This is a genomic window from Curtobacterium sp. MCBD17_032, from assembly GCF_003234855.1.
GTDB lineage: Bacteria > Actinomycetota > Actinomycetes > Actinomycetales > Microbacteriaceae > Curtobacterium.
Genome location: NZ_QKTO01000002.1, coordinates 298,712 through 313,148, shown reverse-complemented (window position 1 = coordinate 313,148; position 14,437 = coordinate 298,712). Strand labels below are relative to the sequence as shown.

Sequence of the window (14,437 nt, the reverse complement as noted above, 5' to 3'; positions counted from 1 at the left end):
CGCCGCCGCAGGCCGCAGGTCCGCCTCGGTCCGCCCCGGACGGGAGGCCCGCCCCACCTCACCGACAGGCGCCGCCTGGCAGGATCACCGGGTGACCCATCACCGCATCGCGACCACCGAGGACACCGCCGTCGACGTGTTCACCGCCGAGCGCGACCCCGTGCTGACGGTCGAGCCCGGCGACACCGTCACGGTCCACACGCTCGACGCCGCCGGGTACACCCGACGGCTGCCAGCCCCCGGCGTCGACGTCCCCACCCTCATCAGTCCCCGACGCGGCCACTGTCTGCTCGGGCCGATCGCGGTCCGGGGCGCCCGACCGGGTCAGGTCCTGGCCGTGCGGTTCGACGACCTCGTCCCGGACGACTGGGGCTACACCGGCTCCGGCGGCGTGGACACGCCGGTGAACCGCGCGCTCGGGCTGGCCGACCCCGCGACCCGCGGTCCGCTCCTGTGGGACATCGACCCGTCGGCGGGCACCGCCTCCAACCAGCTCGGACTCGGCGTCCGGACCGCCCCGTTCCTCGGCGTCGTCGGGGTCCCGCCGGAGGCCACCGGTGAGCACGTGACCACCCCGCCCCGGGCCGTCGGCGGCGGCAACATCGACTGCCGCGAACTCGTCGCCGGCGCCACGCTGTACCTGCCGGTGACGGTGCCCGACGCGCTGCTGACGGTCGGGGACGGGCACGCCGCCCAGGGCGACGGCGAGGTCTCCGGCACGGCCGTCGAGTGCGGCATGACGACGACGATGACGCTGTCCCTGCTCGACACGGCGCCGGTCGCGGGCATCCACGCCGACACCCCGGCCGGGCGCATCACGTTCGGCTTCGACGCGGACCTCAACGCGGCGACGACCACGGCCCTCGACCGGATGGTCGACTGGATCGCGTCCGAGCACGGCATCGGCCGCGCCGAGGCGCTCGCGATGGCCAGCGTCGCGGTGAGCATGCGGATCACGCAGATCGCCAACCGGACGTGGGGCGTGCACGCACTGCTCGCACACGACGCGATCCTCACGCAGACCCGCTGACGGACGGGAGGCCCGGCCGCGGTGAGCAGATCTGCTCACGGCGGTCGGGCCTCCCGTCCGTCCGCCGGCCGGTCCGTCGGCGCACGCGCACCGGCTCGCGGTCGTCCGCGCGACCGCACGGAGGGCCTGTGCACCGAGGCGGGTGCGCTGAGGCTCAGTGCGCGGACGGTCAGTGCGCGGAGTAGCCGCCGTCGACCAGGTGGTAGCTGCCGCTGATGAACGACGCCCGGTCGCTCAGCAGGAACAGGACGAGCGCGGCGACCTCGGCGTCGGTGCCGAGCCGACCGGCGGCGTGCAGCGACTCGAGGCCCGCGAGCTCCTCGGCGCTCAGCGAGGACCGGACGAGCGGGGTGTCGATGAAGCCCGGGCCGACGGCGTTGGTGCGGACACCCTTGGCCGTGTACTCGAGTGCCGCGACCTTGGTGAGGCCGACGAGCGCGTGCTTCGACGCCACGTACGCGGCGTTGTTCGCGATGCCGACCGAGCCGAGGACGGACGACATGTTGACGATCGCGCCGCCACCGGCCTCGAGGATCGCCGGGATCTCGTAGCGGAGGCCGTAGAAGACGCCGTCCAGGTCGACGGCGCGGACGCGGTCCCACGCTGCGACGTCGTACTCACCGATGGGCTGCGGAGCGGCGCCGATGCCTGCGTTGTTCACGGCGAGGTGCAGTGCGCCGTAGGTGTCGACGGCGAACTGCACGGCCCGCTCGTTGTCGACGGCGAGGGCCGAGTTCGCGGCGACGGCGGCCGCGGTGCCACCGGCCTGCTCGATCTCGGCGACGACTCGCTCGGCCGCCTCCTGCTTGATGTCCGTCACGACGACGGAGGCACCCGCTGCCGCGAGCTCCTTCGCGATCGACTCGCCGATCCCGCTGCCACCTCCGGTGACGATGGCGACCTTGCCCTCGAACCCGTTCATGTGTCCTGCTCCTCCTCGTGCCGTCCGGCCCGCGTCATCTGGGCAACACCTGTTGTCCAGATCCCCATCGTACGCCTGGTGGTCGGCGACAGCGGCGGTGAGGCGGCCCCAACTGGTTCGTTCGCTGAACTAATGAGGTAGGCTGACGATCCGTGACCGCCACCGAACCGCTCCCGACCGCCTCTCGACGTCGACCCGCAGCGTCCGCCGCGCTCGCGACGGACGTCCGGGTGGCCGTGAACCGGCTCTCGCGGACCCTCCGGGCACAGAAGGCCGACACCTCCGTCACCGACGCCCAGTTCTCCGCCCTCGCGCTGCTGCACCGCGATGGTGCGATGACGCTCGCCGACCTCAGCCGGGCCGAGGGCGTGACTCCCCCGTCGATGACGAAGACCGTGGACGTCCTGATCGACCGCGGCCTGCTGACCAAGGACGACCACGGCGACGACCGGCGGAAGGTGCTGCTCTGCCCGACCCCGGCCGGCGTCGAGTTCGTCGCCGAGACCCGTCAGCGTCGTGACGAGTGGCTCAGCCCGCGGCTCGCGGCACTCACGGCGGCCGAACGGCGGACCCTCGCGGCCGCCACCGACGTCATGCGGAAGCTCGCCGTCCGGTGAGCGCCGTGTTCCGGTCCCTCTCGGGACGCAACTACCGCATCTGGTTCGCCGGCGCCCTCGTGTCGAACATTGGCACCTGGATGCAGCGCACGGCCCAGGACTGGATCGTCCTCACCCAGCTGACCGACGAGGACGCCGTCGCGGTGGGTGTCACGATGGCGCTGCAGTTCGGCCCGCAGCTGCTCCTGCTGCCCTGGACCGGGCTGGTCGCCGACCGGTTCGACCGCCGTCGGATGCTCATGCTGACCCAGGGCCTGATGGGGCTGCTCGGGCTCGGCCTCGCCGTGATGGTCCTCACCGACACCGCGACGCTCTGGTCCCTGTACGGCTTCGCCCTCGCACTCGGTGTGGTCGCCGCGTTCGACACCCCGGTCCGGCAGGCCTTCGTGTCCGACGTCGTCACAGGCGAGGACGTGTCGAACGCCGTCGCCCTGAACTCGGCGTCGTTCAACGCAGCCCGGCTCGTCGGCCCCGCGGTCGCCGGCGTCCTCATCGCCGCGATCGGCTCCGGGTGGGTGTTCGTCATCAACGCCGGGTCGTTCCTGGCGGTCCTCGTCGCCCTGCACTTCGTCGACCCGCAGCAACTCGCCGAGCACCCGCGGGCCGCACGGGGCAAGGGGCAGCTCGTCGCCGGCTTCCGGTACGTCCGGACCAGACCGGACGTCCTCGTCGTGCTCGCCATGGTCTTCGTGGTCGGGACCTTCGGCGTGAACTTCCCGATCTTCACCTCGACGATGGCGCGGGTGGAGTTCCACCGCGGTGCCGGCGACTTCGGGCTGCTCAACTCCGTGATGGCGATCGGCTCGGTGCTCGGCGCCCTGCTCGCGGCACGGCGCGACGCTCCCCGGATGCGCACGCTGACCCTGGCCGCCGGCGGGTTCGGACTCGCGTGCACGGCAGCCGCGTTCGCCCCGACCTACTGGACCTTCGCGGTCCTGCTCGCCTTCGTCGGCCTCGCGGCCCTGACCTTCATGACGACCGCGAACGCGCTCGTGCAGACCACCACGACCCCCGCCATGCGCGGCCGCGTGATGGCGCTGTACATGGCGATCTTCGTCGGCGGCACCCCCGTGGGCGCACCGATCGTCGGCGCCGTCGCCGACGCCTGGGGACCGCGGTGGGCGATCGTCGTCGGTGCGCTCGCGGGCTTCGTCGCCCTCGCGATCGCCCTCGTGTGGCTCGTCCGGTCCCAGCACGTCCGGCTCCGGTACGACGCCGACGCACGCCTGCACCTCGTCGTCACGCGGTCGATCCCCGTCGTCGGGTCGCGGGCGGGCCGAGGCGGTGCGCCGGGACCTCGAGCACGACGAGGTGGTGGCGGACCGGTCGAGCGCGGTCTGAGCCGCGGTCCCGCCAGTTGCACGGAGCCGCCGTCAGCGGACCGGTTCCGGTGCGGCGAACACGTGGGCGTCCAGCGCCGCCGTGACCGTCTCCGCCGCCACCGCGAGCCGCGCCCCGGCGGACCGGGCGGCGTCGACCGCCGTGTCCGGTGTCAGCGTCTCGAGCTCGGCGCGGGCGTCGCCGAACGCCCGGACCTCGGCCGCGAGGTGCACACCGACCAGGTCGTCGAGGCACTCCTCGCTCCGTCGGGTGAGGAAGAGCAGGGACCGCGGGCTGTGTGCGTCGAGGAGGAGGAACGTGGCCGCCGCCGAGGAGGTCGTGCCGTGCCGGTGTTCGCGGTGGAACGCCTCACCCGCACCACAGGCCCGCAGCGCGGTCGACCACGACGCCGTGGAGGTGGGGTCGAGCAGGTCCGAGGCGAGCATCCGCGCGGTGACGGTCAGGCGGGTGAGCGACCGACCGAGGGTGAAGAACTCCCACACCTCGTCCCGACTGGCGTCGCCGTCGACCACCCCGACCGCGAGCGCACTGCGTTCACGCACCCAGCCGAGGAACTCGTGCGCCCGCTCCCCCGCGATCTTGCGCGGCAGCCGGGACCGCGTCGTGTTGAGGCAGTCCCACAGCTCGGTCGAGACGACGTCACGGGCACGACGCGCATCGTCCCGGGCCACCGCGACCGCGGCGGCGATCGAGGCCGGCTCGTGCCGGTCGAGCGCGAGCGCGTCGAGGGTGGCCTCCGGCCCCAGGTCCGCACCCTCCGGCACCGTGGCGCCGACGACGCCGCGGAGGGTCCGACCGAGCGTCCCGGTCTCGGTGGCGGGATCGCGGCGTGCGAGGTGCACGTCGAGGAGACGCGCGACGACGTCCGTCCGCTCGACCGCGCCCCCGACGCTGTGGACGCTCCGCGCGAGTCGGTTCAGCACGGCGACTCCTGCATGCGGCGAACCTACTGACCGCGCGTTGCCGGGGTGTTTCGGGACGGGGTCCCGGGTGTTGCAGACCGTCGACGCTTCGTTCCCTGGACGGCAGGAGTGCATGTCCACCGATCGCTAGACAATCTAACTAGAGCGTCTAGCATTGACGGCATGACTTCCGAGGTGACGACCACAGCCCCGGGTTACTGGTACGGCGAGGACTCCCGGGTCGACGCGGTGGACGTGTTGAACGCACTGCGTCGGTACCGCACCGCCGAGAGCTCCGCCCAACGTCGTGTGCGCGAGGAGCTCGGCATCGGTGAGAACGCGTTGATGGCCCTGCGGGTGCTCGTCGACGCCGAGACCTCGGGGCGGACCGTCAACTCGAAGGAACTCGCGGAGCGTCTCGGCATCACGGCGGCGTCCACGTCGGCACTGGTGGACCGTCTCGTCCGGTCCGGCCACGTCGAGCGGCACGCGGACCCGGCCGACCGGCGCGGGGTCATCCTCACCGCGACGGGCCGTTCGATGCGTCGCGCCCTGGCGGTCATCGGCGACCTGGACTCCCGTGCGGTCGAGGTCGCACAGCACCTGCCCCCGGAGGACATGGCCGTCGTCGTGGCGTTCCTGCGCGAGATGGCGGGTGCCGTCGACGAGACCGCGGACCGCGACGAGGACTGATCCCGGCCCGCTCCGCACCCCGGCGTACGCTGAGGACATGCGCGAGCCGGAGGACGACATGCCCGCGGCCGAGCTGGACGCCCGCGCCCGCGCCGACGCCGCGTTGCGTCGCATCCGGGACGGCGCGGACCCCGCGCAGGAGGCCTTCACCCTCGCGAACACCCTCAACGACGAGTCCGTCAGCCGGTTCGTGCGGCGCCTGCGGCAGGCGTTCCGCCGCTCCTGAGGGCCGTCAGAACGCGGTGCCGACCGCCGCGATGTCGTCGCCGCCGTGTCCCGCTGCGCTGGCCTCGGCGTACACCCGTCCGAGCGCGTCGAGCAGGGTCGTGTCGACGCCGGCCTGTCGAGCCGCTGCCGTGATGAGACCGATGTCCTTCCGCAGCCCGTCGAGGGCGAACTGGGCGGGGAACTCCCCCGCGATCATCGCCGCGCCCTTGGTGTGGGCGTAGGCGGAGTCACTCGCCGACCCCTCGATCGCCTGCAGGAAGAGCTGCGGGTCGAGACCGAGTGCCGAGGCGATCGCCAACGACTGGCCGGTGGCTGCCGTGATCGACGCGATCCACGCGTTGGCCGCGAGCTTGAGCGCCGTGCCCTGGCCGACCCGGTCCCCCGCCCGGACGACCTTGGCGCTGACGGCATCGAGCACCGGCTCGACGACGGCGACAGCGTCGGCGGCACCCGCGACGAGCATCGTCAGCGTGCCCTGCTCCGCCGGCGCCTTCGTCCCGAGCATCATGGCCTCGACCAGGGTGATGCCGTGCTGCGCGGCGAGCTGCACGACGGTCTCCGTGCCGGCGACCCCGATCGTCGACGCCTGCACCCAGACCGTGTCCTCCGGCGCGCCGTCGGCGGCCCGCTCGAGGACGTCGACCACGGCATCGGTGTCGAACAGGGTCAGCATCACGACCTGCGCATGGGCGACGGCGTCCGCGACGTCCGCCGCGACGGTCGCACCGAGGTCCGCGAGGGGCCGTGCGCGCTCCGCAGTGCGGTTCCACACCGTCACCTCGTGCCCGTCGCGGAGCAACGACTGCGCCACACCCGCTCCCATCGCTCCGGTCCCCAACACCGACACGCGCACCGTGGTCTCCTCACCGCGTGACCCGAGCGCCACGACGACGTCGACGGTACGCCGCTCCCCGGCGCCTCGCCGCAGCGCCGTCAGTGCAGGAGGTGACGCGCGGCGAGCCACGGTTCGGGATCGACCGCTCGACCGCCGAGGATCACCTCGAAGTGCAGGTGCGGACCGGTGGAGATCCCGGTGCTCCCGACGGCGCCGATCTGCTCGCCGGCACCGACCACCTGGCCGATCCGCACCCCGATGACCGAGAGGTGCCCGTACCGCGTCTCCGTGCCGTCGGGGTGCCGGAGCAGCACCTGGTTGCCGTACCCGCCGAGCACGCCGGCGGACTCGACCGTTCCCGACATCACCGCGAAGACCGGGGTGCCGAGCGCGGCCGCGAAGTCCGTCCCCTGGTGCTGGGTCGAGCACGCCGCGCAGCCGGCGACGACCCGTCCGCCGAAGTTCCCGGCCGACGGGATCGTCCCCGCGACCGGACGGGCCACCAGCTCCGCGGACCCCGGCGCTCGGCGCAGTGTGACGCCGCTCCGGCTGCCGGCTCCGACCGTGAAGCCCTCCCGGGCCACGGTGGCCGTCGTGCTCCTGGTCCCGTGGAAGTCCTGCGTCTGCAGACCGGGCGCGAGGGTGACCGTCGGCGACGCGACGGCGACGGCGACGGCGGACCGGGGTGCGGTGTCGGAGACCACCAGGCACACGGCGAGTGCGAGCGCGGTCATCGCGGTCCGGCGTCGACCCCACCAGTGCGCACGGACGTCATGGACGGTGGACACGAGCGAGGCCGAGACGAGCGCGACGGTGAGCGCACTGCCGCCGGACCGTCCGGCACGTCGGGATGCCGACCGGCACCGCGACCGGGACCGGGACCCGGGTCGGGACCCGGAGCGTGGACGGTGGACGGACCTCCGGCTCGGGAGGTCCGCGCGCGGAGCGTCGGGACCGCCGACGGCGTCGTCCCGCTCTGTCGGCGTGGGGAGCCGCGGTGGGACAGCCGGACGTGTCTGCGCAGACTGCGGCAGCGGCGCGGGTACGGGTCGCGGCGGGCACACCGAGTCCGGCGCGACCGTGTCCTGCACCCTCGTCGCCGTGGCCGCTCGGGGTCCACGCGGCCTGATCGGCGGGACCGGCGCCGGCCGATCACCCATCGGCTGCGCGGGGCTGACCGAGGCGTCCGTGACCGCTCGGCGTCCGCGCGGTCGACTCGGCGGGACCGGCGCCGGCCGATCACCCATCGGCTGCGCGGGGCTGACCGAGGCGTCCGTGACCGCCGCTCGTCGTGCCCGGCGGGTCGGGTGCCCCGTCTGCTCGGCCACGCGTCCCGAGGGGGTCGGATCGGCCGACGGCGGAGTCGGGCCGGCCAGCGGCGGGGTCGGATCGGCCGACGGCGGAGTCGGATCGGCCAGCGGCGGAGTCGGATCGGCCAGCGGCGGTTCCAGGCCGACCATGGTGTCCGCGGCGACGGCCGCCTGCGTTCGGCTCAGGATCGGATCACTCCGCTCGTGATGATCCGGTCGACCTCGACGGCGACCGCGTCGACGACGGCCTTCGTGACGGCGTCGACGACCGCTTCGACCAGGGGCAGCTCGTTCCGGCCGACGGCGTACTCCCGGGCCAGTGACGCACGGAGGCTGGCGGGGATGTCGTCGATCACGGCGATGAGGTCCGCGGGGACGGCGGCGGTGGGAGCGGCCGAGCCCGCCGACCCCACCGGCGACGTCGGAGTGGTCGGGGCGGCTGCCGGGTACGCCGGCGCGTCCACCGTGCTGGCACCGGCCGCTACCGAGCCGTCGGCGGGGACACCGAGACCGGACCCGGTGCCCCGGGCGTCGATCCCGGTGGTGTGCGTGCTCGGAGCGGCCAGGTCGACGGCGACGGGGACCGGGACCGCCGGCGAGTTCGACGTCGCGCGGGCGGTCTCGCGTCCGGCGGTGCGGGTGCGTCCGACCTCGGCCGTACGGCGGGCGATGGCGTCGAAGAGGGGCGTGGAGGACATGGCAGGCCTTTCCCTGGGGAGGAGTTCGGATGTCCCGCCGGTGCTGATCCCGACGAGCGAGACCGAGCATAGTGTTCGTATTTCACATCTGCAATACCTGGTGCCGAGCAGGCAGCGGTCGGCGCAGCAGGCAGCGCACCCGTCCGCCGACCGGATGACCGAGCCGGCGGACGGGAGCACGCCCGCGCTGCTCAGACCGCGGCGGCCACCACGTCGAGGACGGCGCGCCCGTAGGACTCGAGCTTCGCCGCACCGACGCCCGAGATCTCGGACAGCTCGTCGAGGTCGGACGGTCGGACCGCCGCGATCCCGCGCAGGGTGGCGTCGTTGAACACCACGTACGCCGGGACCCCCTGCTCGCGCGCCTGACCGGCTCGCCACTGTCGCAACGCCTCGAACAGTGGCATCGACTCCTGCGGCATGTCCGACACGACGGCCCGACGGGTGCGACCGGCACGCGGGGCCTTCACCGGGTCACGGCGCATCCGGACCTCGACCCGTCCCGCCAGGACGTCGGCGCTCGTGGGACTGAGGACGAGCGTGCCGTACCCGTCGCCCGAGACCGCGACGTAGCCCTGCGCCAGGAGTTGTCGTGCGACGGCCTTCCAGTCGGCGTCGGAGAGGTCCTGGCCGATGCCGAAGGTCGCGAGGGTGTCGTGTCGGAGCTCCTGCACGCGCGGCGACTGCTTGCCGGTGAGGATGTCCACGAGGTGCGCCACGCCGTACCGCTGCCCGCGCTCGCGCTCGAGCCGCACGATCGTCGACAGGAGCTTCTGCGCCGGGACGGTGCCGTCCCACGACTCGGGCGGCGCCAGGCAGGTGTCGCAGTTGCCGCACGGCGTGGACTCCTGCCCGAAGTACGCGAGCAAGCGCACCCGTCGGCACTCGACCGTCTCGCACAGGGCGAGCATGGCGTCGAGGTGCGCACTCAGCTGCCGTCGGTGCGCGGCGTCGCCCTCGGACTGGTCGATCATGCGGCGCTGCTGCACGACGTCGTTCAGCCCGTACGCCAACCACGCGGTGGAGGGCAGCCCGTCACGGCCGGCACGCCCGGTCTCCTGGTAGTAGCCCTCGACGGACTTCGGCAGGTCGAGGTGCGCGACGAAACGGACGTCGGGCTTGTCGATGCCCATGCCGAACGCGATCGTGGCGACCATGACGATGCCGTCCTCGCGCAGGAACCGGGACTGGTTGCGCTCGCGGACCCGCGCGTCGAGACCGGCGTGGTACGGCAGGGCGGCGATCCCCTGGTCGACCAGGGCGGCAGCGGTCCGCTCGACCGAGTTGCGGGACAGGCAGTAGACGATGCCGGCGTCCCCGCTGTGCTCGGTGCGGATGAACGTCAGGAGCTGCTGCAGGGCGCCGGTCTTCGGCTCGATGCGGTACTGGATGTTCGGCCGGTCGAAGTCGGCGACGAAGTGGGCGGCGTCGTCGAGTCCGAGCCGCGCGGAGATCTCGCGGTGGGTCTGCGGCGTCGCGGTGGCGGTCAGGGCGATGCGCGGAACGGTCGGCCAGCGCTCGTGCAGGATGCTCAGCTCGAGGTAGTCCGGCCGGAAGTCGTGCCCCCACTGGGCGACGCAGTGCGCCTCGTCGATGGCGAAGAGCGCGATGCGGGCTCGGTCGAGGAGCGCTCGCGTCGACTCGATCCGCAGACGCTCGGGCGCGAGGTAGAGCATGTCGACCTCGCCGGCGACGATCGCGCGCTCCACACGCGCACGTTCGTCCGGCGCCTGCGTCGAGTTCAGGAAGACAGCCCGGACGCCGTTCGCCGCGAGGGCGTCGACCTGGTCCTGCATGAGGGCGATGAGCGGCGACACGACGACGCCGACCCCGTCGCGGACGAGCGCGGGCACCTGGTAGCAGAGCGACTTGCCGCCACCGGTCGGCATGAGCACGAGGGCGTCCCCGCCGGCGACGACCCGGTCGATGATCGCGGCCTGTTCGCCGCGGAAGGCGTCGTACCCCCACACCCGGTGCAGCACGTCGAGGGCAGCGGAACGGGTGCCCGCCGACTCGGGCGCAGGCGCGGTGGGACTCATGCGACGAGCCTACGGCCGGGGGCCGACACCACCGGACTTCTCCACAGGCGTCGCGGCGGACGCACCGGCCCCGGCACCGGCCCCGGCACCGACGGGCACCGGCTCCCGCGCAGGATCGCCGGAGGTGACCGACCCGTGACCGAGCGCCGGCGCACCGGACCAGCCCGGGCCTCCCGGCCGGAGCCACCGCCGCCCACCCGCCCAGGGCGGGACCGGCCCGCGGAACCGCGGGGCCTCCTGACCGGGGAAGCGACGGTCCAGCCGTCGCCAGTGGGCCACGAGCTCGACGAGTCCCCAGTACAAGAGGGACGACGCCAGCGTGACCAGGAACCCGCCCGGCGACCCCTGGGAGCCCTCACCGGACAGGTCGATCTCCGACCACCCGGGGGCCTGCAGCACGAAGATCATGATGTTGTTCAGCGCGTGCTGGAGGACCGTCGCCTCGAGCCCGCCGGTCCGGAGCACGATGACCGCCGCGACGAGCCCGAACGAGCCGACGTCGAGGATGCCCCAGATGTTGTACCCGTTCGGCACGTGCAGGACGGCGAACAGCACGGTCGAGACCCCGACGGCGACGACGGTGCTGACGACCCGCACCGGGATCCACGAGCCGATGGTCTGCATGAGGAACCCGCGGAAGACGTACTCCTCGGCCGCCGCCTGGAACGGCACGAGCAGGACGACGAGCAGGATCGTCACCGTCAGCGTCTGCACCGACACGGTGGACTGACCGATCGCCGCGGTGTTCCAGTGCAGCCCGCCGTCGAACGCGAACATGCCCCACGACTGGAGCAGGAACATGGCGATCCCGAGCACCAGCAGCGGGAGCAGGCACCAGCCGAGCCACCCCCACCGGACCCGCAGCCGGATCGAGGACAACAACCCGTACGGACCGAGCCGCGCGACCTTCGTCGACAGCATGATCGCCGGCAAGAGCACCACGAGGGACACGAGCGACATCGACAACACGAGCGGGTCCGTCGGGTCGAGCGCCCCCTCGGACAGCTTCGCCAGCAGGTCTTCCAGTCCCTCCGGGCCGCGCTGCACCCCGATCGGCACGAGGTAGGCGATCGCGATGAGGACCTGCGACAGCAGGTAGAAGCCGAGGAAGACCGCCAGGGCCACGAGCGGACGCCACCACCGCCAGGCCGCATCGACACGGGGCAACCGGTGGTAGGGAACGCTCACGCCGAGCAGGGTACCGGTCGGGGCAGGATGGGACCCGTGATCACCGTGCTGCTCGGTCTGGCCGGCGCCGTCGTCTACGGCGCGGCGGACTTCCTGGGCGGCCTCGCGTCCCGCCGGGCGCGGCCGGTGTCGGTGACGGCGGTCGCCGCCGTCGTCGGCCTCGCCCCGCTCCTGGTCGGCCTCGTCCTGCTCGGCGGGCGCTTCGGCGCCGAGGCGGTCCGCTGGGGTGTCGTCGCCGGGGTCTCCGGTGGCGTCGGCGTGCTCCTCCTGTACGCCGCGCTCGCGACCGGACCGATGAGCGTCCTGTCACCGCTCACCGCGGTGTTCACCGCGGTCGTACCGGTCGCGGTCGCGCTCCTCCGTGGCACGGTGCTCACCCCGCTCGGGATGGTCGCGCTCGTCGTGGCGGGAGTCGCCGTCGTCCTCGTCGCCGCGGTGCCGGACAGCGGCGGTGCCCGCCTCACCGTCCGGGGGGTCGTGACGGCAGCGGCCGCGGGGTGCGGGCTCGGCGGGATCGTCCTGGCATACGACGGCGCACCGCCGGACGCGGGCGTCGCGACGCTCGTGGTGGCGCGGGTCGTGCAGGCGGTGCTGCTCGGTGCGGCGGCACTCGTGGTCGTCCGGCTCCGGCCGGGAGGCGCGGCGCATGACGCAGGGTCGGTCGCCGGGCGCCCCGGGGTCGCCGCGGGCGGTGCGGTCCGGCCGGCGGGCACGTCCAGCGGCGGGGTCAACGACCCGGCAGCCGTCGGTGCCCCGCGGGCGAGGCCGGGCCGCGCGCTCGTGCTCGCGGTCGTCGGGTGCGGGGTCCTCGACGCCCTCGCCAACCTCTTCATCCAGGCGGGCCTGCACTCGAGCGACGACCCGTCGACCCTGCCCGTGATGAGCGTCCTCAACGCGCTCTACCCGATCGGGACGGTCGTCCTGGCCGGGGTCGTGCTCCGAGAGCGGCTCACTGCGGTGCAGACGACGGGCATCGTGCTGGCGTTCGGCGCCGCCGTCGGGCTCGCCCTGTCCTGAGAGCGCTGCGAGGATCCGTCAGGCCGTGTGACCCGTCCGCTCGACGACCGCGGCGTGTGGGTCCGGTCCGACACCGTCGACGACGAGTCGCTTGCCGAGCGAGACCGCGTGGTCCGGGGCGTACCCGAGCGACTCGTAGAACGCGATGACCTGCTCGTTCCCGGCGCGCACCTGCAGGTTGAGCTTCGGACACCCCATGTCGGTGAGCAGCCGCTCGAACTCTGCCATCATCGCCCGTCCGAGCCCGCCACCCTGCAGGTCCGGCCGCACGGCCAGGTAGTTCACCCAGCCCCGGTGCCCGTCGAAGCCGGCCATGCCGGCGGCGACCACGGCCTCCCGGTCGACGCCCGCACGCCCCTCCGCCACCAGGAACAGCTCGGGCTGCACGGTCAGCTTCCGGGCGATGTCCCGACGGGGGTCGTTCCACGGGCGGACGAGGCCGCAGGACTCCCACAGCGCGACGACCGCGTCGGTGTCCTCGGGACGGAACGGGCGGATGACGTGCTCCATCTCGCCCACGGTAGCGGTGGATCTCCCTGTGGATGATCCCCGCAGCGAGTCGTCGCCGTGGTCTGATAGACCTACTGCGCCGTCCACACGAACCGGAGTCCCAGTGACCTCTCACGACACGCTGCCGTCCCGACGCGACGCGCGCGACGCGACCGAGGCCGAGCGGCCCCGCCGACGACGCCCCCGCCAGACCGTCTTCGGCGCGCTCGTCGCGCTGCTCGCGGAACTCCTCATCATCGCGGGAGCCGGCACCGGCCTCTACGTGGTCTGGACCGCGTGGTGGACGGACGTCGTCGCGGTGAACGAGCAGAACGCGCTCGTGGACACCCTGCAGCAGCCGGAGACCAAGAAGGCCGTCGGCCCGGAGCACCGCGACGAAGCACCCGTGCTGTCGGAGCCGCCGGGACTGTCGACCGTGTTCGGCACCATGCAGATCCCCCGCTTCGGGGCGGACTACACCCGTCCGATCGGCGAGGGCACGGACCGTGAACAGGTCCTCAACACGATCGGGCTCGGGCACTACCAGGACACCGCGATGCCGGGCGCCGAGGGCAACTTCGCCGTCGCCGGTCACCGTGTCACCTACGGCAAGCCGCTCAACCAGATCGCCGAGATGCAGAACGGCGACGCGGTCGTCGTGCGCGTCACGGACGCGGCGAAGGACTTCGACGTCTGGTACGTCTACAAGGTGACCGACAGCCAGATCGTCACGCCGGACAAGATCGAGACCATCGCCCCCGTGCCGAACAAGCCCGGCGTCGAACCCGGTGCCGAGGACCGCTGGCTCACGCTGACCGCCTGCCACCCGATGTGGTCCGCCGCCGAGCGGTACATCGTGCACGCGAAGATGGACTACTGGATGCAGGCGTCGGACGGCACGCCGAAGGAACTGTCGGAGGCGGCCAAGTGATCTTCCCCCTCGTGTGGCGCCTCCTGCCCGGCCCCACCGCGCTCAAGGTGCTCGAGCTGCTCGTGCTGCTCGTCGCGATCGTGTTCGTCCTGTTCACGTGGGTGTTCCCGTGGATCGCGGCCGACATCCTGCCGCCGCCCGACGGCACGGTGGACGCGCCCCGATCGTCCTGACGCGCCCGGACCGGGCGTCCGCGG

Annotated in this window: 15 protein-coding genes and 1 pseudogene; 8 read left to right on the top strand and 8 right to left on the bottom strand. The window is 73.1% G+C overall.

Annotated elements, in window-relative coordinates; all coding sequences use genetic code 11:
• Window positions 1–91 precede the first annotated feature (91 nt).
• Window positions 92–1,030, top strand: coding sequence for an acetamidase/formamidase family protein (locus DEI91_RS04480; protein WP_111051113.1), 939 nt, complete (start codon window positions 92–94; stop codon window positions 1,028–1,030).
• A gap of 169 nt (window positions 1,031–1,199) precedes the next feature.
• Here the strand turns inward: DEI91_RS04480 and DEI91_RS04475 are convergent, their stop codons facing one another.
• On the bottom strand, window positions 1,200–1,952 hold the full coding sequence (locus DEI91_RS04475; protein ID WP_111051112.1) for an SDR family NAD(P)-dependent oxidoreductase: 753 nt from the start codon (window positions 1,950–1,952) through the stop codon (window positions 1,200–1,202).
• Between the two features lie 152 nt (window positions 1,953–2,104).
• On the opposite strand from DEI91_RS04475, the gene DEI91_RS04470 reads away from it, so the two are divergent.
• Together DEI91_RS04470 and DEI91_RS16900 are read left to right on the top strand one after the other, a co-directional pair.
• Entirely contained in the window at window positions 2,105–2,569 is a 465-nt protein-coding gene (locus tag DEI91_RS04470) for a MarR family winged helix-turn-helix transcriptional regulator (protein WP_111051111.1), read from the top strand.
• Between the two features lie 80 nt (window positions 2,570–2,649).
• A pseudogene (locus tag DEI91_RS16900) lies at window positions 2,650–3,711 on the top strand (MFS transporter); the annotation flags it as partial.
• 231 nt (window positions 3,712–3,942) lie between these two features.
• On the opposite strand, the gene DEI91_RS16895 reads toward DEI91_RS16900, so the two are convergent.
• On the bottom strand, window positions 3,943–4,947 hold the full coding sequence (locus DEI91_RS16895) for an alpha-E domain-containing protein (RefSeq protein ID WP_111051311.1): 1,005 nt from the start codon (window positions 4,945–4,947) through the stop codon (window positions 3,943–3,945).
• A gap of 48 nt (window positions 4,948–4,995) precedes the next feature.
• On the opposite strand from DEI91_RS16895, the gene DEI91_RS04455 reads away from it, so the two are divergent.
• Together DEI91_RS04455 and DEI91_RS04450 are read left to right on the top strand one after the other, a co-directional pair.
• A complete protein-coding gene (locus DEI91_RS04455) occupies window positions 4,996–5,505 on the top strand; it encodes a MarR family winged helix-turn-helix transcriptional regulator (RefSeq protein WP_111051110.1) in 510 nt (169 codons plus the stop codon).
• A gap of 37 nt (window positions 5,506–5,542) precedes the next feature.
• Entirely contained in the window at window positions 5,543–5,731 is a 189-nt protein-coding gene (locus DEI91_RS04450) for a hypothetical protein (protein ID WP_111051109.1), read from the top strand.
• 6 nt (window positions 5,732–5,737) lie between these two features.
• Here the strand turns inward: DEI91_RS04450 and DEI91_RS04445 are convergent, their stop codons facing one another.
• The 5 genes from DEI91_RS04445 to DEI91_RS04425 form a co-directional block, all read right to left on the bottom strand.
• A complete protein-coding gene (locus tag DEI91_RS04445; RefSeq protein ID WP_258374291.1) occupies window positions 5,738–6,619 on the bottom strand; it encodes an NAD(P)-dependent oxidoreductase in 882 nt (293 codons plus the stop codon).
• 47 nt (window positions 6,620–6,666) lie between these two features.
• A complete protein-coding gene (locus tag DEI91_RS04440; RefSeq protein WP_220038042.1) occupies window positions 6,667–7,356 on the bottom strand; it encodes a M23 family metallopeptidase in 690 nt (229 codons plus the stop codon).
• Between the two features lie 704 nt (window positions 7,357–8,060).
• The gene (locus tag DEI91_RS16180) at window positions 8,061–8,576 is read right to left on the bottom strand and encodes a hypothetical protein (RefSeq protein WP_181439475.1); all 516 of its coding nucleotides are present in this window, start codon (window positions 8,574–8,576) and stop codon (window positions 8,061–8,063) included.
• Between the two features lie 191 nt (window positions 8,577–8,767).
• The gene (gene recQ, locus DEI91_RS04430) at window positions 8,768–10,615 is read right to left on the bottom strand and encodes a DNA helicase RecQ (RefSeq protein ID WP_111051107.1); all 1,848 of its coding nucleotides are present in this window, start codon (window positions 10,613–10,615) and stop codon (window positions 8,768–8,770) included.
• 9 nt (window positions 10,616–10,624) lie between these two features.
• Entirely contained in the window at window positions 10,625–11,803 is a 1,179-nt protein-coding gene (locus DEI91_RS04425; RefSeq protein ID WP_146244208.1) for a CPBP family intramembrane glutamic endopeptidase, read from the bottom strand.
• Window positions 11,804–11,839: 36 nt separating this feature from the next.
• On the opposite strand from DEI91_RS04425, the gene DEI91_RS04420 reads away from it, so the two are divergent.
• Window positions 11,840–12,820 carry an EamA family transporter gene (locus DEI91_RS04420; RefSeq protein ID WP_146244207.1) on the top strand — a complete coding sequence of 327 codons (981 nt, stop codon included), beginning with the start codon at window positions 11,840–11,842 and terminating at the stop codon, window positions 12,818–12,820.
• 18 nt (window positions 12,821–12,838) lie between these two features.
• Here DEI91_RS04420 and DEI91_RS04415 read toward each other — a convergent pair whose 3' ends face one another.
• Entirely contained in the window at window positions 12,839–13,330 is a 492-nt protein-coding gene (locus DEI91_RS04415; protein ID WP_111051104.1) for a GNAT family acetyltransferase, read from the bottom strand.
• Window positions 13,331–13,433: 103 nt separating this feature from the next.
• Between DEI91_RS04415 and DEI91_RS04410 the strand changes: the two genes are divergently transcribed.
• Window positions 13,434–14,240, top strand: a complete 807-nt coding sequence (locus tag DEI91_RS04410) for a class E sortase (protein ID WP_258374290.1) — start codon at window positions 13,434–13,436, stop codon at window positions 14,238–14,240.
• Complete coding sequence (locus DEI91_RS16175) at window positions 14,237–14,413, top strand: hypothetical protein (RefSeq protein ID WP_181439496.1); 177 nt, start codon at window positions 14,237–14,239, stop codon at window positions 14,411–14,413. Before DEI91_RS04410 ends, DEI91_RS16175 begins: the two co-directional genes overlap by 4 nt.
• Window positions 14,414–14,437 lie beyond the last annotated feature (24 nt).